Origin of the sequence: Gulosibacter hominis, assembly GCF_904842695.1 — a bacterium.
GTDB classification, from domain to species: domain Bacteria; phylum Actinomycetota; class Actinomycetes; order Actinomycetales; family Microbacteriaceae; genus Gulosibacter; species Gulosibacter hominis.
This window is the reverse complement of sequence record NZ_CAJGWQ010000011.1, coordinates 1-22,481: the sequence shown is the minus strand read 5'-3', so window position 1 is coordinate 22,481 and position 22,481 is coordinate 1. Positions and strand designations below refer to the sequence as shown.

Annotated in this window: 19 protein-coding genes and 1 pseudogene; 17 read left to right on the top strand and 3 right to left on the bottom strand. The window is 61.7% G+C overall.

From position 1 onward, the window contains the following. Positions 1-12: 12 nt before the first annotated feature. Together JMV54_RS10735 and JMV54_RS07910 are read left to right on the top strand one after the other, a co-directional pair. On the top strand, positions 13-1,623 hold the full coding sequence (locus tag JMV54_RS10735) for a polysaccharide deacetylase family protein (RefSeq protein ID WP_230972872.1): 1,611 nt from the start codon (positions 13-15) through the stop codon (positions 1,621-1,623). Positions 1,624-1,697: 74 nt separating this feature from the next. Then, entirely contained in the window at positions 1,698-2,393 is a 696-nt protein-coding gene (locus JMV54_RS07910) for an MOSC domain-containing protein (RefSeq protein ID WP_201518375.1), read from the top strand. A 16-nt stretch (positions 2,394-2,409) separates the two neighbouring features. Here the strand turns inward: JMV54_RS07910 and JMV54_RS07905 are convergent, their stop codons facing one another. Beyond that, positions 2,410-2,850, bottom strand: a complete 441-nt coding sequence (locus JMV54_RS07905; RefSeq protein ID WP_201518374.1) for a DUF6892 domain-containing protein — start codon at positions 2,848-2,850, stop codon at positions 2,410-2,412. Positions 2,851-3,026: 176 nt separating this feature from the next. Here JMV54_RS07905 and JMV54_RS07900 point away from each other — a divergent pair, with 176 nt between their 5' ends. From JMV54_RS07900 to JMV54_RS07870, 8 genes and pseudogenes are all read left to right on the top strand, one after another. After that, positions 3,027-3,710: an aminotransferase class IV gene (locus JMV54_RS07900; RefSeq protein ID WP_201518373.1), complete on the top strand. Its 684-nt coding sequence runs from the start codon at positions 3,027-3,029 to the stop codon at positions 3,708-3,710. Further along, positions 3,707-5,773, top strand: a complete 2,067-nt coding sequence (locus JMV54_RS07895; RefSeq protein WP_201518372.1) for a chorismate-binding protein — start codon at positions 3,707-3,709, stop codon at positions 5,771-5,773. The genes JMV54_RS07900 and JMV54_RS07895 overlap by 4 nt, the downstream gene beginning before the upstream one ends. A gap of 29 nt (positions 5,774-5,802) precedes the next feature. Next, positions 5,803-6,582 carry a class I SAM-dependent methyltransferase gene (locus JMV54_RS07890; RefSeq protein ID WP_201518371.1) on the top strand — a complete coding sequence of 260 codons (780 nt, stop codon included), beginning with the start codon at positions 5,803-5,805 and terminating at the stop codon, positions 6,580-6,582. 30 nt (positions 6,583-6,612) lie between these two features. After that, the gene (locus tag JMV54_RS07885) at positions 6,613-7,407 is read left to right on the top strand and encodes an alpha/beta fold hydrolase (protein WP_201518370.1); all 795 of its coding nucleotides are present in this window, start codon (positions 6,613-6,615) and stop codon (positions 7,405-7,407) included. A gap of 35 nt (positions 7,408-7,442) precedes the next feature. After that, positions 7,443-8,342, top strand: a complete 900-nt coding sequence (gene ppk2 / locus JMV54_RS07880) for a polyphosphate kinase 2 (RefSeq protein WP_201518369.1) — start codon at positions 7,443-7,445, stop codon at positions 8,340-8,342. Positions 8,343-8,420: 78 nt separating this feature from the next. Next, positions 8,421-9,257 (top strand): annotated as a pseudogene (locus JMV54_RS10730) (EamA family transporter); the annotation flags it as partial. 348 nt (positions 9,258-9,605) lie between these two features. After that, on the top strand, positions 9,606-10,109 hold the full coding sequence (gene tpx / locus JMV54_RS10725; RefSeq protein ID WP_230972878.1) for a thiol peroxidase: 504 nt from the start codon (positions 9,606-9,608) through the stop codon (positions 10,107-10,109). Between the two features lie 57 nt (positions 10,110-10,166). Continuing rightward, positions 10,167-11,690 carry an MFS transporter gene (locus JMV54_RS07870; protein ID WP_201518367.1) on the top strand — a complete coding sequence of 508 codons (1,524 nt, stop codon included), beginning with the start codon at positions 10,167-10,169 and terminating at the stop codon, positions 11,688-11,690. Here JMV54_RS07870 and sufU read toward each other — a convergent pair. Further along, positions 11,647-12,168, bottom strand: coding sequence for a Fe-S cluster assembly sulfur transfer protein SufU (sufU, locus tag JMV54_RS07865; protein ID WP_201518366.1), 522 nt, complete (start codon positions 12,166-12,168; stop codon positions 11,647-11,649). The two genes, JMV54_RS07870 and sufU, sit on opposite strands and share 44 nt — an antisense overlap. After that, complete coding sequence (locus JMV54_RS07860; RefSeq protein WP_201518365.1) at positions 12,168-13,463, bottom strand: aminotransferase class V-fold PLP-dependent enzyme; 1,296 nt, start codon at positions 13,461-13,463, stop codon at positions 12,168-12,170. The genes sufU and JMV54_RS07860 overlap by 1 nt, the downstream gene beginning before the upstream one ends. A gap of 105 nt (positions 13,464-13,568) precedes the next feature. On the opposite strand from JMV54_RS07860, the gene argC reads away from it, so the two are divergent. The 7 genes from argC (at position 13,569) to tyrS (ending at position 22,134) form a co-directional block, all read left to right on the top strand. Beyond that, entirely contained in the window at positions 13,569-14,615 is a 1,047-nt protein-coding gene (gene argC, locus JMV54_RS07855; RefSeq protein ID WP_201518364.1) for an N-acetyl-gamma-glutamyl-phosphate reductase, read from the top strand. Then, positions 14,612-15,778, top strand: a complete 1,167-nt coding sequence (gene argJ, locus JMV54_RS07850; RefSeq protein ID WP_201518363.1) for a bifunctional glutamate N-acetyltransferase/amino-acid acetyltransferase ArgJ — start codon at positions 14,612-14,614, stop codon at positions 15,776-15,778. The genes argC and argJ overlap by 4 nt, the downstream gene beginning before the upstream one ends. 74 nt (positions 15,779-15,852) lie before the next feature. Then, positions 15,853-16,788 (top strand): acetylglutamate kinase, encoded by a 936-nt coding sequence (gene argB, locus JMV54_RS07845; protein ID WP_420842088.1) that lies wholly within the window; start codon positions 15,853-15,855, stop codon positions 16,786-16,788. 53 nt (positions 16,789-16,841) lie between these two features. Further along, positions 16,842-17,792, top strand: coding sequence for an ornithine carbamoyltransferase (argF, locus tag JMV54_RS07840; RefSeq protein ID WP_201518362.1), 951 nt, complete (start codon positions 16,842-16,844; stop codon positions 17,790-17,792). A 213-nt stretch (positions 17,793-18,005) separates the two neighbouring features. Then, positions 18,006-19,205, top strand: coding sequence for an argininosuccinate synthase (locus tag JMV54_RS07835; protein WP_201518361.1), 1,200 nt, complete (start codon positions 18,006-18,008; stop codon positions 19,203-19,205). Positions 19,206-19,209: 4 nt separating this feature from the next. Next, positions 19,210-20,643 carry an argininosuccinate lyase gene (gene argH, locus JMV54_RS07830; protein ID WP_201518360.1) on the top strand — a complete coding sequence of 478 codons (1,434 nt, stop codon included), beginning with the start codon at positions 19,210-19,212 and terminating at the stop codon, positions 20,641-20,643. A 150-nt stretch (positions 20,644-20,793) separates the two neighbouring features. Then, positions 20,794-22,134 carry a tyrosine--tRNA ligase gene (tyrS, locus tag JMV54_RS07825; RefSeq protein WP_201518359.1) on the top strand — a complete coding sequence of 447 codons (1,341 nt, stop codon included), beginning with the start codon at positions 20,794-20,796 and terminating at the stop codon, positions 22,132-22,134. Positions 22,135-22,481: the final 347 nt, after the last annotated feature.

Below are 22,481 nucleotides of genomic sequence, written 5' to 3'. Positions count from 1 at the left end.
AGCAGACTGGCTATGCGCTCAAATGTCACACCACACCGCAATAAGGATTCGTTCAATATGACTTCGGCATGCCACCAGGAAGGCCGCACCCAGCGCTCCCGACATAACCGCAGCTACGCGATCGCGGCGGTGCTGGCAGTGGTCGCCCTCGTCGCCGGCGGCGCCTACGCGCTATGGAGCGGCAAATTCGGCGGAATCATCGCGCTTGCGCCAAAGTCAGCACAAGACACGCTGACCGAAGCCATGACCGCCGACCCCGCCGCGATCGTGAAAACCGTGTTTGACCAGATTGGTGCATCCCCGAGCGATGGCGAGCTCGCGGCTGCCGGGTCACTGCGCCGCGAACAGGGTGTCGAGGCCGATCTCAACGGCGATGACCGAGGCGACTATCTCGGCATTTATTCGGTGCAGGATGCCGATTCGCGCGACTTTTTTGCGGTGGCGGCGCTGACACAGCCTGAAGGCGACGCGCGCATAACCGGCGGTGCGTTTATTGGCACCGACCTGCAACTGGACGCACCCAAAGCTAGCGGCGATCAGGTGCGGATCACCGGCGCTGTCACCACCGCAAATTCGGTGGCTGCCGCCGGAGATAACCCCGGCGAAGCGCGGTTGTTCGAAGAAACGATTTTGACCAACGAAGCCGGCGAGCTGCGGGTGCAGCTGGAAAAACTCGGCGAGCGCGCCACCGGAAAGCCCGCCGTTCGCGCAGCCGAGATCGGCCAGGCTCGCGCCGAAAGCCGCACCGATGCGCCCACGTTTCATGCCACCGGCCCGCTGCGTTTTGGGCAGCCGGTGGAAATCAGCGTGCACGTGCCCGAAACCCACAGCCTCAGCATCACCAATGAATCGGGCGAACCCATTAGCGATCTCGCGATCACCGTAGTTGACGAGCAGGGGCAGCTACAGCACCCCGATGAGTTTGGTGAAGTGCCGGCGGTGGGGGATGCGCGGGTACGGCTTGGCAGCGACCATGCGCCGGTCACCATGATGGATGTTCTTGTTTCGGTTATTCCCGACTCGCTGCCGTCGATGCCGAGCGCGCTCGACAATCTTGCGAGCTACGACGACAGCGGCCGGCCGGTTGTGTATCTGACTTTTGATGATGGCCCGAGCGAGTACACCCCGCAGGTGCTCGAGGTGCTGGCCAAACACAATGCCCACGCGACGTTTTTTATGATCGGCGCGCAGGCTGCCAACCAGCCGGCCATGGTGCAGCGCGTGCGAGATGCCGGGCACACGGTTGGCAATCACAGCTGGTCGCATCCCGATTTCACCGAGCTGAAAGATAAAGAGCTGCGCGCGCAGATTACGCAGACCGATGAGGCAGTTGGCGGCGCTCGGTGTGTGCGTCCGCCCTACGGTGCCACCGATGGGCGCGTTCGTGATGTGCTGAGCTCAATGGAAAAATCGCAGGCGCTGTGGACGGTCGATTCCGAAGACTGGCGACGGCCCGGCGTCGACAGAATTGTCGACCGTGTGCTGGGCGATGTGGGTCCCGGCTCGGTGGTGCTCATGCATGATGGCGGCGGTTCACGCGAACAGTCGGTGGCCGCGCTCGACAAAATTCTCAACCGGCTCGACTCAGAGGGATACGTGGTGCTGGCGCTGCCAAGTTGTTAGCCAGCACTCCCTTGACCAGCCCCATTGGCGCTGCCGGTTCGCGCTATCGGTGCCCGGCCCGATACGCTTCAGCAATGCCATTCAACGTTGAACAGCTGCGCCGCTACCCGGTTAAATCCATGGGAGGCGAGGCGCTCACGAGCATCGAACTCACCGCCCGTGGTTTGGTCGGCGACCGTCGCTACGCGGTTCGCGACGCGGGCGACCACCTGGTGTCGGGAAAAAATTCGAAACGTTTTCGACGGCACGATGAAATTTTTGAATTTCGAGCCTCAACGGTCGGCGGCGAGGTGCTGGTGCAGCACGGGGATGCATCCTGGCCTGCCACCAGCCCCGAACTGGCTGGTTGGCTAACCGAGCTGATGGGCGAACCGATGCGTGTGGTCGAGGATGCGGATGCATCCCACTTCGATGAGGGATCGGTTTCGCTGATCGGCACGGCGACGCTTGAGTGGTGGCGGCAGCGGGGGATCGATGCCGATCCGCGACGGCTGCGGGTCAATATCGTGGTCGAGACCGATGAACCGTTCGAAGAAGAAAGCTGGGTTGGGTCAGAACTGGTGGCTGGCGGGGTTCGACTGCGGGCGGTGAAACGCGTGCCCCGCTGTCGCACGGTCGATGTGCCGCAGGACGGTGCGGCTGCCGAACAAAAATGGTTAAAGTCGCTGGCTCAAGAACGTGACATGTGCGCCGCGATCTATGCTGATGTGGTTGCGCCGGGATTGGTGACTATTGGCGACCGCTTGTCGCCCGGACACAAACGCACGTGAATGGTTGTGTGAGCTGCTAGAACTCTTCAATCTCGACATCGGCAGCCTCGAGGCGTTCGCGCACCTCGGGCTCGATGTCACCGACATAGACCAGTTCATTCAGGTTTGGGAAACGTTCGGGTGTGACATCAACCCAGGTTTCCGGGATGAATAGATCATCCTCACCGCTCCACGACGGGGCAAGCAAGCCATAGATCTCGTTGCCGCCATCGAATCCCAAATATTCAATGGTGTTGAGCTGTTCCTGTGTGAGTTCGATGTTGCGTGCCCATTCGGCGGCTTCCGGGATCAACTTTTCGAAAAGATCGTCATACAGCAGCTCTTCTGCCGCATCCCAATCAATATTGCGTGCCGCCATAAGCCAATCGTGACCGGTGGCGTGAGGTGGGTCGATGATGTCTTCAGCAATGAGTTCTTCGAGGACCAAGAGCTTGACGTTGAAGTCAACAAATTCCATGGTGATTCCCTTCGCGTTTCAGTAGCAAGCTAGTACGTATTCCAATGAACGCGTCGTGAATAATTCGTTGCACTGAGCGCTTGCTCAACACCCTGCTCTCGACCTGCCCCGACTGTTCACGAAAGGGATACCTCCATTGTCGCCCGGAAACTCCGGGAACCCCTAAGCTGTCGGCTATGTGTATTTCGGTGCCGCGAATCATCGACTCGTTCCTTGTCGTCGACGGCCGCGCAACCGGGATTTTGACGCATCAACAGCGTTTTGTTACCGCCGTGCGTGATTCCTATGGCGAGACACGTGCCGGGGAAGCCGAAGAGCTGTACGCCCAGCTCGGCTCACGAGTGACCGCGGGCCGTCGTTTTCCCAGACTTGAAGCGACCGTAAGCGGTGTGACCATGGTCGATCGCCCAGCTCCCGCGCAGGGAACGGTGCTTGAAGTGCAAGACGAACCGGTTGTTGACGAGCGGCAATGGCCTGAACTCAAGGGACCCGAGCTCAACTGGCTGCAGGATGCGGCCCGCGACGGTGAAGTGGTGCTTTTGCGCGGAGGCGCGGTGGCCGAAACCACAACCGCAGCGATCGTGCTGCTCACCGAAACCGGCTTCGTTGGCCCGGATGCTCCGGCACTGAGATCGACCACCCGCCACTGGTTTTCGCAGGCGATCGGGCCAGTTCATTCGCGCCGCATTGAAGCGGCCGAGCTCTACCGGGCAATGGCCGAGGGACGCGCGTTTGCGCTCAATGCGTTGCACGGGGTACGACCTATAGTGGCCGCCGGCAGTGCCCGGAACCGAGCCGCAGTGCAGCAGGCAGCACAATGGCGAGCACGGTGGTTGACGGACGCGGAGCCACTTCTGTGACCCGCATTTTGCTCATCGATTTTCACGACTCATTCACCTACAACCTGCGCGACTTGGTATTTCGTGCGATCGGGGTGTTGCCGGATGTTGTTCGCTACGACGACCCCGATGTGGGGGACAAGCTCATCGCAGCATATGACGCGCTCATCCTGTCGCCAGGCCCCGGTAACCCGAACCGTGCGAGCGATGTGGGGGCCGTGCCTGAGCTTGTAGCCCGATCATCGCAACCGGTGCTCGGCGTCTGTCTCGGGCATGAGATTTTGGCGCTGCTGAGCGGCGCCACGGTGGCTCGAGTTAAGCCGTGTCACGGACAGCTGTCGACACTGGCGCTGCAGCATGGCGACCCCGCACTGGTGACAAACGGAATGCGGGTGGTGCGCTACCACTCGCTGGCGATTCACGAGCCCGGTGATCGGTTGATCATCGATGCGGTTTCGGAAGACGGGGTGATTCAGGCCATCCATGCCAGCGACCGGCCCTGGTGGGGTGTGCAGTTCCATCCCGAATCGGTGCGTACCGATAACGGTGCCGCGATCATCCGGTCGTGGGCGCAGCTGGTTGGTTTGCCGATTGTTTCGGCACCTGAACCGATTCGTGACGCATCCGAACCTCCGCGCCTCGAAAAACCCCGCGTGCAATTGCGTGCCGTCGAAATTGCAGTGCCGGATGCGGCCGGCGCATTCCGGCTGCTCAGTGATGGGGCTCCGTTTGCGTTCTGGCTCGACAGCGTGGTGGGCACCGCCGGCGAGCGCCAGTGGTCATTCCTTGGTGCTGGCACTGAAGCGCTGATCGCGGACGCGCGTGAAGTGCGCCGATACGACCACTGCGGAAATATCCAGGAGCATCTTCCGGGTGGCATGCTCGCTGCGCTGCGTTCCCACTCGTTCACCACCGAAGTGATCGACCCGGGCGCAGAGTCGCTGCCATTGCAGGGCGGCTGGATTGGTGTGCACGGCTATGAAGCGCGCCACGAACTGGGTTTTGAAGTGCCGTGGGAAGCCGCCGAACCAGAGGCAATGTGGATGCGCGCGGGACGCTATCTTGCCATCGATCATCACGCCGACCGTGCCTGGCTGGTTGCTGAAATCGACGGTCATGAATCTCACTGGCTGCGGGAAACCCCTGCGCTGCTGGCTCAGGCAAGCCCATATGAACGCACGCCGTTGTCGACCGAACTTGAGACCGCGCTCGCGTCGCTGCCCGACCATCGCCGCAGCAGCGACAGCGACTACCGCGCCCGGGTGCGTAAAGTGCACGAATATTTGCGGGCTGGCGAAACCTATGAGGTGTGCCTGACAACCCGTGCCGAGATCGGGATCAAGCTCGACGCAGATGAACTCACCGAGCTGTATCTGCGTCAACGCGAGGCAAATCCTGCGCCGTATGCGGCCTATGTTCGGGTGTTTGATACCGCCGTACTGAGCTCTTCACCAGAGCGTTTTTTGCGGGTGGAGGCCGGTCGGGTCGAGACCAAACCCATCAAGGGCACAACGGCACGAGCTTCGGATGCGGCAATGGATGCACAACAGCGAGCGCTGCTACTCAGCGACGCCAAAACCGGTGCGGAACTGCTCATGATTACGGATCTGCTGCGCAACGACCTCGCGCGTGTTTGCGTTCCCGGCACTGTTGCCACTCCCGAGGTGATGCGAGTGGAATCATTCGCGACCGTGCATCAGCTCATGTCACGTATCACCGGCACACTCGCCGGTGAAGTTGACGGCATCGACCTGCTTGCGGCTACGTTCCCGGGCGGTTCGATGACCGGCGCGCCGAAAGAACGCACCATGAGTCTGATTTCGCAGCTCGAAGGGCATCCGCGGGGTCTCTATTCGGGAGTGCTTGGCTTTTTCAGCGGTAACGGCAATGTCGATCTCAGTATTGTGATCCGCTCGCTCATCTTCAGCGCGGGCACGCTGTCGGTGAGTGCTGGGGGAGCGGTCGTTCTCGATTCAACGCCGCAGGGTGAGCTTGACGAAATGCTGCTCAAGCTGGCAGCGCCGATTCCTGTTTCGCACCAAGGCAATGCACAGCCAGCAATTGATGAGAATGGATATCGCTAAGCTATTGGCTGGTCAAAACAGGGGGTCGCATGGCGTCGAGCGAAATCGAAGAGGTGTGGACGAGTAGCGAGTACGCACCGACCGCCAATCGGCTGGCCCCCATCGCTGTCGACATTGCGCGACGTGCCCTGAACGCGACCGCATCGGGCGACACCGTTGTTGATCTCGGTGCCGGACACGGACACCTCGCTGCCGAGTTGCGACCCGATTCTCGCCATGTGGTGGCCATCGAACCGGTTGCCCGGATGCGAGACATCGGGATCAAACGATTCGGCAACCGCATCCAGTGGGTTGCCGCTACGGGTGAGTCGACGTCACTTCCCGACCAGAGCGTCGGCGCTATTGCGAGCAATTTCGGGTCGATGTTTTGCGACCCGGAAGCGGGCCCGCGCGAGTGGTGGCGGATTCTGCGGCCCGGCGGCTCACTCATCATGAGTGCCTGGGGAGTGACCGGGTTTTTGGCAGAGATGACACTCGTGGCACAGCGGGTGTTTATGCCTGGATCTGCACTCCCTTCCCATATGCGTTGGGGTGACGAAGCCGTGGCACGAGATCGCTTGCAATCGGTCGGGTTCGCCGACATCGCATTTGAGCGGCACACGACAACTTGGAATTTCGGCTCGGTGGCACAGGGGATGCGCTACTACCTCGAGGGCAGTCCACCGACGGCCTATCTGGTGAAACTTGCCGGCGACCGTCAAATGGCGCTGCTGGAAGCACTCGAGCAGCACTTGCGTGAATATGCCAGCCCGGAAACCGGCGAAGTCGTAACCGAAACTGACTATGTGATCATCACCGCACGCAGGTGATCTTGCACCGGGTTCAAGTAGTCTCGAAGTATGGTCGCGATTGCATCTCAACAGGTGGGCAGCGGCCCGCAGCGGGTCGTCTTTTTGCACGGTCTGATGGGGCGTGGGCGAAATTTTTATACGATCGCGAATCGACTCGGTGACGACTATTCGAGCCTGTTGATCGACGTGCCCAACCACGGTGAATCGGGATGGACTGACCACTTCAGCTATATCGAACTTGCCGATACGATCGCCGAATACCTCGCCCGCGATTTTGCTTACGGCGGCCCGGTACACTTGGTGGGGCACTCGATGGGCGGAAAAATTGCGATGGTGCTGGCGCTGCGGCACCCGCAGCTCGTGCGAGGGCTGGTTATTGAAGACATCGCCCCGGTTAACTCGGCAACCACCGGCAACCAGTTCAATCACCTGATTGGCAGCGTGGCCGCAATCGACCCGACGGCAGCGAGCGGTCGCGCTGAAGTGGATGCCGAACTCGGCAAATCGGTACCCGACCCGCAGATGCGCGGCTTTTTGATGCAAAATCTGCGTCGGCGCGCCGACGGTGGTTATTACTGGCAAGCAAATGTGCACGTGCTGCTGCGGGATCTCAGCGCGGTGGTTGGTTTTCCGATGCTGAGCGAACCGCCCTTCCCGAACCCCACGCTTTGGGTCGCGGGCGGTAATTCACACTATGTGCGCCGCGAAGATCTTCCCCTGATGCGCGAATTGTTTCCGGCGGTGCGCCGCTTGACGTTTCACGATGCCGGGCACTGGGTGCACGCCGATCAGCCCGAGCGCTTCGTCTCGATTTTGCGACAATTCCTCATCCTTGCCGGCTAGCAGGCGGCCGATCACCGTTCGAAAAAGGAGATGCCATGGTTCAGAAAATGAAACTTCGCGACTATATCGACAAGCTGCGCACCGAGGGATACAGCGTCTCCGGCGCCGAAGAAGAAGACCCGGTGCTGATCGCGCCCGATGGCAGCGCGGTCGAAACCTGGCGTGAAAACTATCCCTACGATGAGCTGCTCGACCGCGAAACCTACGAGCGCGAAAAATACCAGCTACAGGTGGAGCTGCTGAAGTTTCAGTACTGGAGCCAGGATGTGGGCGCCAAGCACATCATCATCTTCGAGGGCCGCGACGCCGCCGGTAAGGGTGGCACGATCAAACGCTTCACCGAACACCTCAACCCGCGTGCGGCACGGGTGGTGGCACTTAACAAACCCTCGGATGTCGAACGGGGCCAGTGGTATTTCCAGCGCTATGTTGAACACCTGCCCACCGCCGGTGAAATCGTCATGTTCGACCGCAGCTGGTACAACCGCTCGGGCGTTGAGCGCGTGATGGGGTTCTGCAGCGAAGACGAATACCGGCAGTTCATCCGCCAGGCACCACGCTTTGAACAGATGCTCGTTGAGTCGGGGATTACGCTCACCAAGTTCTGGTTCTCGGTCACCCAGCAGGAACAGCGCACCCGGTTCGCGCTGCGGCAGATCGACCCGGTGCGCCAGTGGAAGCTCTCACCGATGGATCTTGAGAGCATCGACCGCTGGGAGGACTACACCGAGGCAAAAGAAGCGCAGTTCGAATACACCGATAAGCGCTACGCGCCCTGGACCATCGTCAAATCAAACGACAAAAAGCGCGCCCGCATCAACGCCATGCGTGCCTACCTCAACCAGTTCGACTACGAGGGCAAGGATGAATCGGTCGTGTACGCACCCGACCCGCTGATCGTGTCGCGTGCAAAGCACACCGCCGACCGCGACTAGCAGTACCGACAGGCGCGCGCCGACACTTCCGGTCATCAATTTGCCGATGGTGAGGTTCACCAGGCACGATAGCTTGCTATGAGTCCATCGAGCGCACCATCTCGCAATCTGTTGCCGGCTATCGGCGCGCTCCTGCTCGCCGCATCCACCCTGCAATTTGGGTCGACGCTCGCGGCGATGACCTTCGACCGCGTCGACCCGCTGGGCATCAGTGCCTGGCGACTGTGGATCGCCGCGATCGTGCTGCTGGTGATTACCCGACCGAAAGTTCACCGCTGGAGCCGCGATCAGTGGCTCGCATCGGTGTGGCTGGGGCTGAGTCTCGGCGCGATGAACGTCACGTTCTATCAGGCGATTGAGCGGCTGCCGATCGGTATTGCGGTGTCGATCGAGTTTCTCGGGCCACTGACGCTTTCGGCAGTGCTGTCAAAACGCGCCCGCGACTTCATTTGGATCGGGCTCGCGTTTGTCGCGATGGTGCTGCTGGCCGTGGAGTCGTTTGTGGGGGTGAGCTCGCTCGATCCGTGGGGAGTGGTGTTTGCGCTCGCGGCGGGCGCCTGTTGGGCGCTGTACATCATCGCCGGCACCAACGCGGGCGCAAAGATCGAGGGCACAGGCGGCCTTGCCATGGCATTCGCAGTGTCGGCTGTGGCTGCGGTGCCGTTCGGTGGGGTAGCGGCGCTCGCGGCATTCGGCAGCGGCGAACTGGTGGCCATCATGGTGGCAGTTGCGATGCTCGCCTCGGTGATTCCCTTCACCCTCGAGTACTACGCGATGCGGCGAGTGCCGAAACCGGTTTACGGGGTGCTGACCAGTCTCGAACCGGCGGTGGCGACGGCGTTTGGTTGGCTCATCCTGCACCAGGTGGCGGGGCCGCTGCGGCTGCTGTCGATGCTGCTGGTGATCGGTGCGAGCGTGGGGATCACGCTCGGTGCCCGCAAGGTGGTTGAGGTCGATCTTGATCCCGGCCCCGGAACCGATACCGCACCGATCACGCTGCCGATTCTGCCGAGCCGCCTGCAGGCAAACGCCCGCGAAACGCATCGCCTGGTGAAACAGCGCACCGCCTATAAGCGGCGCGTGGGCGGTATTGCTGGGGCTCGTGCGCGTGCCTCGCGGGCGATGTTCCTTGAGCCGGGGATGACCACCGAGGCGATCCCGATCATTCAACAGCGGGCCGCAGCGGAACAGCGCTCGGCAAAACAACGCCCCGCTGCGGCGGCTTCGGGCGAACACACAAGTTCACCTGTGACGATGAACCACATGGCAAATGTGACTCTTGAAGGTTCCACCACCATCAACCTCGCCCACGACCTGCCCGCAGTCGGCAGCAAGGCACCCGATTTCACTCTCGTTGGCACCGACCTCGAACCGGTAAAGCTGAGCGACTTCGCAGGTAAGCGCGTTGTGCTCAACATCTTCCCGTCGATCGACACCGGCGTGTGCGCCGCATCGGTGCGCCGCTTCAACGAGCTGGCAGCAGGCTTCGACAACACTGTCGTGGTTTGCGTTTCAGCCGACCTGCCCTTCGCACAAGAACGCTTCTGCGGTGCCGAGGGCATCGAGAACGTGGTCAGCGCCTCGACGTTCCGCTCGAGCTTTGGTAACGACTACGGCGTGCTCATGGTCGACGGCCCGCTCGAAGGGCTCCTGGCCCGAGCCGTCGTAGTGATCGACACCGACGGCACCGTGCGTCGCGTTGAGCTCGTGCCCGAAATCGGTCAGGAACCCGACTACGACGCCGCCAAGGCTGCGCTGAGTGCCTGAGCGCCTAGAGCTTAGGTCTCGCTAAGTGATCCTTAGCGCGGTGTGCTCCTTCGAGTTGTGGAGCACACCGCGTTTTGTTGCCGTATCTCGACTTGGAATGCTGCTTGTTGCTGCGCAGTGATTGCCGTGCGGGACATGGGAATCATGGCTCCCCCTATCGATTCAGGGGCGGGGGTAAAGTGGCTAACATCACCGGATAGATCAAAGCGGATAAACCGGCGTGGCAAGCGGGCCCTTGCTCGTGAACTAAGTGATGGGCCTGAGGGGAGTTCTGTCGTGGGGCATCGTCAATTGCGCCTGCTGCGCCGGGCACAAACATTCATGGTGCTCGGATTCATTGCCTCGTATATCGGTTCCGAGCTTATTGACGGTGCCGTGTCGGGGTCGGTGGCACTGGGCGCGCTCGCGGTGATTTGGGTGCCGTTCTACCAAACACTGACTCAGGCCGAAGACATGCTTGCGGTCGTGGTGACGCGGTGGTTGGAACGTTTTCCGCCGACCCGTGTACTGTTCGGCATCGAAGCGATCGACCTGCTCGTCACCGTTGCGGCACTTGTCATCGTGATGATTTTCCCCGAAACGGCACTGTGGGTGCTCATCGGATATCTGGTTGTCGTTTCGCCGCTGCCGCTTTTTGTGGATATTGCCGAGGAACTCTACCTCAACGACTTAGGACAATTTGATGAGAGCGTTGTGTTGCGTGGGAATGTGCTGATCTCAACAGCAACCGCAATTGCCGGCAGCATTATGGGGCGGCCACTGGGCGTCGTACTCGGCGCGCTCAGCGTGATGGTGTTGCTCGCCTTGAGCGCGCTCATGTCGATTACTGCACTGCTGCTGCGTCACTTTTCAGTGCGCCAATTCGACCCATCCAGCAGCGCTAAGAAATCAACTGATCAGGAATCCGATAGTGCCGAAGAATTCAGCTCAGCCAAGCGCGCACGAAAACAGTTGTCGTTTTGGCAGCGGGCACGCGTTTGGCGAGCAGAGCTCCTCAGCGGGGGATACCTATCTGCCACAGCAGCAGGCTTCTGCACACTCACGCTGGCGGTAACTGGCAGCTATCTCGGTATCTGGATTGCGCGCGGTGCTCAACAAACAGAAATTACGATACGGATGAGTGTGGTCATGCTGCTTCTGGGTATCACCGCCGTGGCGGTGCCATTGGTTAGCGGCTGGTTTATGAAGCGGTGGAGCGATGCAAAACACAGTCTCGCCTATTGGGTGCTCGTTGTCGCGACCGCGGGATTCATCCTGGCGTTTATCGGTGCACTTTGCAGTCAGCATTGGGGCTGGGACCGGATGCTCGTGGCGCCAGGATTCTTGGTAATTACGGGCGGCCTGATGGCGTTCTCGTTTATATCATCGACTGCTCGGCAGGCCGTCTTAAAAACTGCGCAATTTCGGCGCGTCATCGGTTGGGTTTTCACGCTCTCGGCACTTGGGTCATTCATCGGCGTCTGGCTCGGGTTTCTGTTTCAGGTTGTCGAGAACCCGATTCCAGGGCTGTTGCTGAGCGGCCTTATCTGCCTGGCACTCACCGCCGTGGCGCGCCCCCGAGCTGCCCACATCGAGACGTAATCAGTCCGCACTTTTGGGACATATGCTCGCGCAGCGCGGCCTCCACCGCCACCCACGCCAACATGGCGCACTTCACCCGCATCACGTATTTTGCGGCGCCCTCAAATGCGACCGCATCACCCAGCAGTTCAGCCTCGCGGGAATCTTCGTCATAGCTGAGCTTGCCGCGCGAACGCATCATCTCGCGCATTGTCGCAATCGCTTCGCCGGCCTCGGCAATGCTGCGGCCGCGCAGCTGCTCGACCGCAATCGACGTCGACGCCATCGAGATTGAGCAGCCATCACCCACCCAACCGATCGCATCAATTACCGCATCCTCGCCACTTCCCGACAAACGCAGCCGCACCCGCAGCTCATCCCCACACGACGGGTTTTTCTCGTAGTGTTCGCAGTCAAACGGGTCGAGTTCACCCTCACCGTGGCGCCGACGCGACGCATCCAAAATCACCTGCTGGTACAGCTCTGCAAGCTCGCTCATCAGCGCGCTCCAAACCAGTCAATTGCGCGGCCCACCGCGTCAACCAGGTGATCAATCTCATCACCCGAGGTAGTCAGATAGGTCGACGCGCGAGTCGATGCGGTGAGCCCCAGTCGGCGATGCAGCGGCTGGGCGCAGTGGTGCCCGCCACGCACCGCAATACCCTCCGCATCCAAAAACTGCGACAGGTCATGCGGATGAAGCTCCGCCACCGAGAACGCCGCCAGCCCAGAGCGCGGCACCGACGCATCATCGCCGAGCACCCGCACACCGGGCAGGGCCGAAAGCTCGGACACCAGCCGCGCACCGAGCGCTTCCTCATGCGCCGCAATCGCCGACATGCCAACCGCATCCAAATAGTCACATGCCGCAGCCAATGCCACCGCCTGCGAAACCGGTTGCGTGCCGGCCTCAAAGCGAGTGGGGGCGGGCAAAAAAGTCGACTGCTCCATCTCGACGATCTCAATCATTGAACCGCCGGTGCGTGCCGGCGGAAGCTCGGCAAACGCATCCCGGCGGCCATACAGCACGCCGATACCCGTCGGGCCGCACATTTTGTGGCCCGAGAACGCCGCAAAATCAACACCGAGCTCGTGCACATCCACCGGGCGGTGCGGCACCGACTGGCAGGCATCGAGCACCACGATCGCTCCCTTGGTGTGCGCGAGCTCAACCAGCTCGGCAACCGGTGCAATATGTCCGGTGACATTCGACACGTGCGCGAACGCAAACACGCGCGTGCGGGCCGAAAGCTGCGCCCGCGCATCCGCCACCGACCAGGTGCCGCGCTCATTCACCGGCACCCAGCGCAGCTTCGCGCCGGTGGCCTCGGCAAGCTGCTGCCAGGGCACGAGATTCGCGTGATGCTCGGCCTCGGTAATCAAGATCTCGTCGCCGTGCTGCAACGCAAACCGGCCGGTGCCTGCCAGCGACGCACGCAATAGTGCGAGCGTCACCGTGTTGAGCGCATCGGTTGCGTTTTGCTGCCAGGCAATTTCGTCGGCATCGGCGCCGATAAACGCCGCCACCGTCTCGCGCGCCGTTTCAAACCCATCGGTGGCCAGTGCCGCCAGCTCGTGTGCGCCACGATGCACCGCAGCATTGTGTTCGGTCAAAAACTCGAGTTCGGCATCGAGCACCGCCTGCGGGCGCTGCGCGGTGGCCCCAAAATCGAGGTAGGTGAGCGGTTTATCGTGCACTGTGCTCGCGAGAATCGGGAAGTCGCGACGCAGCTGGCGCGCCTGCTCATCGCTGAGGGCGGCCTCGGGGTGGTGAGAATCAGTCACGGTGCTCATATTTCGAGCGTACGTGAGCCGCCCGAAAACACGCGCCGCATTGCGAAGTGCTACGCGCCTGAGGCGCGAAATCGGGGTGTGCATTGGCCGCACTAGGATAGGTACATGACATTTACCGCAGCAGTAGCCGGCGCATCCGGATACGGCGGCGGCGAACTGCTCCGTCTGCTCGCTGCCCATCCCGAAATTGAGGTGCGCACCGTAACCGCCCACTCGCAGGCGGGGCAGCGGCTGCGAGAGGTGCATCCGCATCTGGCGAGCTACGGCGATATGCAGCTCGCGCCAACCAGCGCCGAAACCCTCGCCGAGCACGACATCGTGTTCCTGGCGCTACCGCACGGCGCTTCGGCCGAAATCATCAAGCAGCTCGATGAATCGGCACTGATTGTTGATGCCGGCGCCGATTTTCGACTCGAACGCGAACAAGACTGGCGCGACTACTATCCCGGCCCGTGGGCGGGAACGTTCACCTACGGGATGCCCGAACTGCCGCTTGCATCCGGCGGTAAACAGCGTCGCCAGCTGCGCGACGCGCGACGCATCGCGGTGCCCGGATGCAACGCCACCGCGGTATCGCTGGCGCTCGCCCCGGCAATTGCCGAGCGGCTCGTAGACCCCGAAGACCTCACCGCGGTGCTTGCCGTTGGCCCCTCGGGCGCCGGGAAAAAAGCATCAGTGGCAATGCTCGGCAGCGAACTGCTCGGCAACGCCGTGCCCTATAACGGCTATGGCAGCCACCGACACATTCCCGAAATCAAACAAAACCTGCGCCGGGCCTCGGATCTCGACAGCACCCTCGCGTTCACGCCGGTGCTCGTGCCGATGGCGCGCGGTATTCTGGCCACCTGCAGTGCTCGACTCGCACCAGGAGTCGACCTCGATCGGATCCGCGCGGCCTACGAAGCCGCCTACGCCGACGAAACTTTTATCGAACTGCTCGACGAGGGCGCCTATCCGCGCACCAGCGATGTTGTCGGCTCAAACCGGGTGGCCATCGGCTTCGGCATCGACGAACGGGCGGGGCGGCTCATCGTCATTTCGGCAATTGACAACCTCGTTAAGGGCACCGCCGGTGCCGCCATCCAATCGACCAATATTGCCCTGGGCCTGCCCGAACAGCTGGCCCTCCCAGTGAACGGAGTTGCACCGTGAGTGTTCTCGCAGCCAAAGGATTTCGCGCGGCCGGCGTTGTTGCCGGTATTAAATCGACGGGTAAGCGAGACGTCACGGTCGTCGTGAACGACGGCCCCTCGGCGGCAGCGGCAGCCGTGTTCACCAGCAACCGCTGCCAGGCCAACCCCGTGATCTGGTCGATTGAAGCGATCGCCGACGGCACCGCATCCGCCATCACCCTCAACTCGGGCGGCGCCAATTGCTACACCGGCCAGTTCGGCTACGAAACCACCGAACGCACCGCCCAGCGCACCGCCGAACTGCTCGACCTGCAGCCGAGCGATGTGCTCGTGTGCTCTACCGGGCTCATCGGAGCCGGTGACGAAATTTTCCGCGCCAAATCGCTCGCCGGTGTCGAAGCCGCCGTGAACGAGCTCGGCAGCGACGAAACTTCGGCACACAACGCGGCCGAAGGCATCCTCACCACCGATAGCCACGAAAAACTCTCGCAGCGCCAGGGTGCAGGCGGATACGTCATTGGCGGCATGGCCAAGGGCGCCGGGATGCTGGCACCGGGGCTTGCCACCATGCTCGTGGTGATCACCACCGATGCCGATCTTGAACATGCAGCGCTCGACCGCGCGCTGCGAGCCGCCACCGCCGTCACCTTCGACCGCGTCGATTCCGACGGTTGCATGTCAACCAACGACACCGTGGCACTCATGGCATCGGGCGCTTCGGGCATCACCCCCGACGAGGCCGAGTTCACCAGCCAACTCATCGAGGTGTGCGCCGAACTCGCCAAACAGCTGCAACAGGATGCCGAGGGCGCGAGCCACGACATCACCATCACCACCGTGGGCGCAGCCAGTGTTGAGGATGCGGTGGCAGTTTCGCGTGCCGTCAGCCGCTCAAACCTGTTCAAGGCAGCAATCTTCGGCAACGACCCCAACTGGGGGCGCGTGCTCGCCGCAGCCGGCACCACCGACGCGATCTTCGAACCGCAAGAACTCGATGTCACCATCAACGGCGTCATGGTCTGCAAAGCCGGAACGCCGTATGAACCCGTTGATCGCGTCGATCTCATACCCCGCGAAACCACCGTGCTGATTGACCTGCACGCGGGCGAGTGTGAAGGCACGATCCTCACCAACGACCTAACCCACGACTACGTCCACGAAAACAGCGCCTACAGTTCGTAGGCGCAGCAACGGCAGATATTGTGACCGATTTTTCGAACCTCACCGATAGCAAAATTCCGGCAACCACCGGCGCCATCCCGGCACTGACCGAACAGCGCGCAAGCGAGGCGCAATACCCCGATTTTGATCCCCGCTACCGACCCGCAGTCGCCAAAGTCGAAACCCTCATCGAGGCACTGCCCTGGATGCAGCGCTACCACCAGCAGATTGTCGTGGTGAAATTTGGCGGCAACGCCATGATCGACCCGTCGCTGCTCGACGCGTTCGCCGCCGACATCGCCTTCCTGCGCTACGCGGGCGTGCGGCCGGTTGTGGTGCACGGTGGCGGACCGCACATTAGCCGGATGCTTGAACGTGTCGGCATCGAATCCGAGTTTCGTGCCGGCTACCGCTACACCTCGCCCGAGGCGATGGAGATCGTGCGCATGGTGCTCGGTGGCCAGGTGGCGCGTGAACTCGTGGCCGCCATTAACGAGGTTGCCCCGGTTGCCACCGGCGTATCGGGTGAGGATGCGAGCCTCTTTCAGGCGCGCCGCAAGACCAACGACGCGATGGGCAACCCCATCGATCTCGGCCTGGTGGGGGAGATCGAACGGGTGAACCCGCAGGTGGTGCTCGCCGACATCGCCGCCGGACGCATCCCCGTGGTGTCGACCATCGCATCCGATATCGATCACCCGCGCAAAGCGCTCAACATTAATGCCGACCGGGCAGCGGCGGCGCTCGCGGTGGCGCTCGGCGCCAAAAAGCTGGTGATGCTGACCGATGTGGAGGGCATTTATCGCAACTGGCCCGACCGCTCTTCGCTCGCATCCTCGCTCACCCCCGAAGAGCTGCGCGATATGCTGCCAGGCCTTGCTTCGGGAATGATCCCGAAGGCCCAGGCCTGCCTCGAAGCGATCGATGGCGGCGTCAAACAGGCCACCATTATTGATGGGCGAGTGGCGCACTCGACACTCATGGAAATTTTTACCCACGACGGCTTCGGCACCGAAGTGAAGGCCGACTAGGCCACCCGAAACAATCGAACAGACCTCAACACCGAGCAGAAATTAGGTTCCAAATGATTCGCCACTTCCTCCGTGATGACGATGTCACGCCCGCCGAGCAGGGAGAAATTCTCGACCTGGCCGAAAAACTCAAGCGCAACCGTTTTGCCGCCCGCCCGCTCGAGGGCCCGAAATCGGTCGCGGTGATTTTTGACAAGTCGTCCACCCGCACCCGGGTGTCATTTCACGTGGGTATCTCAGAGCTCGGCGGTAGCCCGCTGATCTTCACCACCGCAACCAGCCAGCTCGGCGGGAAAGAAACGCCCGCCGACACCGCGCGGGTGCTCGAGCGCATGGTAGAAGCTGTCGTGTGGCGCACCTATGCCCAGGAGGGCCTCGAACAGATGGCCGCGGGCACGCGCATCCCGATCATCAACGGGCTCAGTGACGACTTTCACCCCTGCCAGCTGCTGGCCGATCTGCTGACTATTCGTGAACACAAGGGCGGCACCGCCGGACGCACCATGACGTTCATCGGCGATGGCCGCAGCAATATGGGGCACTCATATTTGCTCGGCGGTGTTACGGCCGGGATGCACGTGCGGGTCGTTTCGCCCGACGGTTACCTGCCGCGCGAGGATGTGGTTGCGGATGCACGCCGTATCGCCGCCGAAACCGGGGGATCGGTGCTGGTCGGTTCAGACATTGTCGAGCTCACCACGGGCGCAGATATTGTCGTCACTGACACCTGGGTGTCGATGGGATTTGAGGCCGAAAAACAGCGCCGCCTGGAAGCGTTTGCCGACTATCGCGTCACCCGCGAAGTTATGGCGTACGCCGCTGATGACGCGATTTTTATGCACTGCCTGCCTGCCGACCGCGGCTTTGAAGTTGACGCCGACGTCATCGACGGGCCGCAATCGGTGATTTTTGACGAGGCCGAAAACCGCCTGCACGCACAGAAGGCGCTATTGGCGTGGCTGCTGGCGAAGGCCAAGAACGAAACGGTGCTGCTGCGCGACTAGGCGCGAGCCATACCCAACGGTGTGCAACACGAGTGCACGCGGTGTGCAGCCAGCCGTAACTAGACTGGAACCAGTGGCAGACCGCGGCCAGTAGCACCGAATAATTTGGCGCTCGACTCGGCGCCCTGCTGGAACCGGTGCCCTGCTGGATTCCGGCGCATCTGCTGGAACGGTTTGTAAAACGCAACCGGACGATAACGAAGAGGAGCTGCAATGACCGATCGCATCGTGTTGGCATACTCGGGTGGTCTTGACACGACTGTCGCCATCCCGTGGATCAAGGAACGCACCGGTAAAGACGTGATCGCACTGGCGATCGACGTGGGTCAGGCCGGTGAAGACCTCGAGCAGGTGCGTGAGCGCGCACTCGGTTCGGGTGCTGTCGAATCGGTCGTGATCGACGCTCGCGACGAGTTTGCCGACGACTACCTGGTGCCCGCGCTCAAAGCCAATGCGCTGTACCAGCGCCGCTATCCGCTGGTGTCGGCGCTGTCGCGCCCGCTGATTTCGAAGCTGCTGGCCCGCACCGCCCGTGAACTCGGCGCCAACTCGATCGCGCACGGCTGCACCGGTATGGGTAACGACCAGGTGCGTTTCGAGGCGGCCGTGTATGCGCTTGCTCCCGAACTGAACTCGGTTGCCCCCATCCGTGACCTTTCGCTCACCCGCGATGTGGCCATCGAATATGCCGAGCAGCACAAACTGCCAATTCGCCAGTCGAAGAGCTCGCCCTATTCGATCGACCAGAACATGTGGGGTCGCGCGGTTGAAACGGGCTTCCTCGAAGACCCGTGGAACGCTCCGATTGAAGACCTGTACGAGTACACCCAAGACCCGACCGTCGACCGCGAACCCACTGAGGTGCTCATCACCTTCGAAACCGGTGTACCGGTTGCCCTCGATGGTGAGCGGCTCACCATGCGCCAGATGGTTGAAAAACTCAACAAGCTCGCCGGCGACCAGGGCGTTGGCCGCCTCGACATGGTGGAAGACCGCCTGGTCGGCATCAAGTCGCGTGAAATTTACGAGGCCCCGGCAGCCATCGCCCTGATCGAGGCGCACACTCACCTCGAAGACCTCACGCTCGAGCGTGACGTTGCCCGCTACAAGCGGCAGGTTGAGGTCGAATGGTCGAACCTCGTGTACGACGGCCTCTGGTACGGCGGTCTCAAGCGTTCGCTGGATGCATTCATCGACTACACCCAGCAGAAGGTTTCGGGCGATGTGCGTCTGAAGCTGCACCAGGGCCGCGCTGTTGTCACCGGCCGTCGCTCAGATGAGTCGCTCTACGACTACTCGCTGGCGACCTACGACACCGGCAACACCTTCAACCAAGACTCGGCTCGCGGCTTCATCGACATTTGGAGCCTGCCGTCGCGCATCGCTGCTCGTCGCGACAAGCCGGAGCTCTAAGCAGATGACGGGTCAGTCGAAAAACCGTGCCGGCGAAGACGGCGCCCTTTGGGGTGGCCGCTTCGCCGGCGGCCCGTCGCCGGAGCTCGCGCTGCTGTCGAAGTCGACGCACTACGACTGGAAGTTTGCGCACTACGATCTGGCAGGTTCGCGCGCGCACGCGAAGGCGCTCGCCGCAGCGGGTTATCTCAGTGACACCGAGCTCGACGGGATGCTCGCGGCTCTCGACGAGCTGGAGCGTCGCGTCACCGACGGCTCGTTCGTGGCAGCCGAGGCCGATGAAGACGTGCACTCGGCGCTTGAGCGAGGGCTGATGGAAATCGCCGGTCACGAACTCGGCGGCAAGCTGCGCGCCGGCCGCAGCCGTAACGACCAGATCGCCACGTTCATCCGCATGTACATTCGCGATAAGTCGGCGGGGCTCGCTGAACTCATCGGGCAGCTGATCGATGCGCTCGGCCGCCAGGCCGAAGCAAATCTCGACGTCATCATGCCGGGGCGCACACATCTGCAGCACGCGCAGCCGGTGGTGCTGGGGCACCAGCTGCTGGCTCACGCCTGGCCGCTGGTGCGCGACCTTGAACGCATCCGGGATCTTCGTGGCCGCGTTGACGAGTCGCCCTATGGAGGGGGCGCGCTGGCCGGGTCTACCCTCGGGCTTGACGCGCAGCTCGTGGCGCACGAGCTCGGATTCAGCCAGTCGTCGCCGAACTCGATCGATGGCACCGCCTCGCGTGATCTCGTTGCCGAATTTGCCTATGTGCTGGCGCAGATCGCGGTGGATGTGTCGCGCTTGAGTGAGGAAATCATCCTGTGGAACACGAAAGAATTCGGGTTCCTCACGCTCGACGACTCGTACTCCACCGGTTCGAGCATCATGCCGCAAAAAAAGAACCCGGATATTGCCGAACTCGCCCGCGGTAAGGCCGGGCGTCTGCTCGGTAATCTCACGGGGCTTTTGGCCACGTTCAAGGCGCTGCCGTTGGCCTACAACCGTGATCTGCAGGAAGACAAAGAGCCGCTTTTTGATTCGGTTGAGCAGCTCGAGGTGCTGCTGCCGGCTTTCATTGGCATGATTCGCACGGCCACCTTCCACGGTGACCGGATGCGTGAGCTTGCGCCGCAGGGCTTTTCGCTCGCTACCGATGTTGCCGAGTGGCTGGTGAAGCGTCACGTGCCGTTCCGGGATGCCCACGAAATTGCCGGTGGTTGCGTCAAGCTCGCCGAGTCGAAGGGTGTTGACCTTGACGGGCTGAGCGATGACGACTTCGTGAGCGTCTCGCCGCTGCTCACTCCCGAGGTGCGCGAGGTGCTCACCGTTGATGGCTCGGTTGCCACTCGTGACGGTCGCGGCGGCACCGCGCCGGTGCGGGTTCGCGGGCAGCTCGATGAACTGCGTGCCCGGCTCGACACACTCGCCACCGAATTGCGCAACTAATTCGTTGTCGCTGCCGTTCGCACTGAACTCGCAGCGCTTATCGCGTGAAGCCGCGCCCCGATTGCCGGGGGTGCGGCTTCACGCTTTTGTGTCTGTCGTGGGAGGTGCGAGCGTGCATCGGCCGCCGCTTGGCCGCGGCACGGCCGCGCGATGCGGGGGAGCGGGTCATCTGTTGATACGGTTGACAGCGTGACAGTACGTGATCTTTCTTGGCAGGCGAACGACAGCTCGTTCGACCACATTCTCGATGAACTGCAGTGGCGCGGATACATCCACGTGTCTACCGACCTGGATGCGCTGCGCAAGCGTCTCGACGAGGGCCCGATCACGTACTATTGCGGCTTCGACCCGACCGCCGCATCCCTGCACCTCGGACACCTGGTGCAGCTGTTGCTGCTGCGCCGACTGCAGCTTGCCGGCAATAACCCGATCGGCCTTGTTGGCGGTTCCACCGGTCTGATTGGCGACCCGCGCCCCACCGCTGAGCGCACGCTGCAATCGCGTGAAACTGTGGCCGGCTGGGTAGAGAAGCTGCGCGGTCAAATTGAGGGCTACCTCGACTTTGAGGGTGAGCACGCCGCGCGGATGGTCAACAACCTCGACTGGACTTCCGAGCTCACGGCTATCGACTTTTTGCGCGACCTCGGCAAGCACTTCCGTGTGGGCGCCATGCTCAAAAAGGATGCGGTTTCGGCGCGGTTGAACTCGGAGGCCGGTATTTCGTACGCCGAATTCAGCTACCAGATTTTGCAGGCCTACGACTTTTTGCAGCTGCACGAGCGCTATGGCCTCGAACTGCAGACCGGTGGTAGTGACCAGTGGGGCAACCTCGTTGGCGGTGTCGATCTCATCCGTCGAGTAACCGGGGATGCGGTGCACGCCCTGGGCTCGCCACTGATCACCAACTCGGACGGCACCAAGTTTGGTAAGTCGGAGGGGAACGCCATCTGGATTGATGGTGCGCTCACCTCGCCGTACACCTTCTACCAGTTCTGGCTCAACACCGACGACCGCGATGTGGTTGATCGGCTGAAAATCTTTACCTTCTTCACGCGCGCCGAAATTGAAGAGTTTGCCGCAAAGGTTGAAAACGAGCCCTTCAAACGTGAGGCACAGCGCGCGCTGGCACTTGCCGTGTGCAGCATCGTGCACGGCGAAGCGGCAGCGACCGCAGCCGAGGCAGCATCACAGGCGCTATTTGGCCGCGGTGAATTGCGGGCATTGGACGCGGATACGCTGCGGTCTGCCATTACCGAACTGCCGCATGTCGAGGCCAAGCTCGGTGACGATATTGCCCAGCTGCTGGTTGCCACGGGCGCAGTCGACTCATTGAGTGAGGCTCGTCGTGCGATCAAGCAGGGCGGCGTTTCGCTCAATAACGAGAAGGTCGATTCCGATCAGCGTGTGCTTGAGGCGGGGGACCTGCTTCCCGGCAACACGGTGGTGCTGCGTCGCGGTAAGAAGACGCTCGTTGGCGCGATTGTCGACTAGGGCTTAGGGATGCGCGACACGCCCGGGATTCAGCACGGGCTTGCAGTTCTGGTGAACAGTGCGTAAAGTTACATCTTGTCGCCGCACGGAACGCTGAAACAGCGGTCATCACCGCGAATCGCGGAGCAGCGACATCGACATCAGGGCGGAGCTTCTACAAGCACCAGCTCTGAACAACAGGGTGTTCAGGCGAGTGTGAACTCGCGTGATCATCTGAAATAGAACTACCACTCCCAGTGAAGCTGACATGGTTTGTTGTGTTGGTGGGTTTGGGGTGTGTTTGGTCCTTGAGAACTCAACAGCGTGCACTTTTTTGAATGCCAGTTTATTTTTTTGCCTCGGCATGA

Bases quoted from the DNA above. Each gene is read 5' to 3' on its own strand.
- JMV54_RS10735 (WP_230972872.1), top strand. From the start codon at position 13: ATGCGCTCAAATGTCACACCACACCGCAATAAGGATTCGTTCAATATG.
- JMV54_RS07910 (WP_201518375.1), top strand. From the start codon at position 1,698: ATGCCATTCAACGTTGAACAGCTGCGCCGCTACCCGGTTAAATCCATG.
- JMV54_RS07905 (WP_201518374.1), bottom strand. From the start codon at position 2,850: ATGGAATTTGTTGACTTCAACGTCAAGCTCTTGGTCCTCGAAGAACTC.
- JMV54_RS07900 (WP_201518373.1), top strand. From the start codon at position 3,027: ATGTGTATTTCGGTGCCGCGAATCATCGACTCGTTCCTTGTCGTCGAC.
- JMV54_RS07890 (WP_201518371.1), top strand. From the start codon at position 5,803: ATGGCGTCGAGCGAAATCGAAGAGGTGTGGACGAGTAGCGAGTACGCA.
- JMV54_RS07885 (WP_201518370.1), top strand. From the start codon at position 6,613: ATGGTCGCGATTGCATCTCAACAGGTGGGCAGCGGCCCGCAGCGGGTC.
- ppk2 (WP_201518369.1), top strand. From the start codon at position 7,443: ATGGTTCAGAAAATGAAACTTCGCGACTATATCGACAAGCTGCGCACC.
- tpx (WP_230972878.1), top strand. From the start codon at position 9,606: ATGGCAAATGTGACTCTTGAAGGTTCCACCACCATCAACCTCGCCCAC.
- sufU (WP_201518366.1), bottom strand. From the start codon at position 12,168: ATGAGCGAGCTTGCAGAGCTGTACCAGCAGGTGATTTTGGATGCGTCG.
- JMV54_RS07860 (WP_201518365.1), bottom strand. From the start codon at position 13,463: ATGAGCACCGTGACTGATTCTCACCACCCCGAGGCCGCCCTCAGCGAT.
- argC (WP_201518364.1), top strand. From the start codon at position 13,569: ATGACATTTACCGCAGCAGTAGCCGGCGCATCCGGATACGGCGGCGGC.
- argF (WP_201518362.1), top strand. From the start codon at position 16,842: ATGATTCGCCACTTCCTCCGTGATGACGATGTCACGCCCGCCGAGCAG.
- JMV54_RS07835 (WP_201518361.1), top strand. From the start codon at position 18,006: ATGACCGATCGCATCGTGTTGGCATACTCGGGTGGTCTTGACACGACT.
- argH (WP_201518360.1), top strand. From the start codon at position 19,210: ATGACGGGTCAGTCGAAAAACCGTGCCGGCGAAGACGGCGCCCTTTGG.
- tyrS (WP_201518359.1), top strand. From the start codon at position 20,794: ATGCGGGGGAGCGGGTCATCTGTTGATACGGTTGACAGCGTGACAGTA.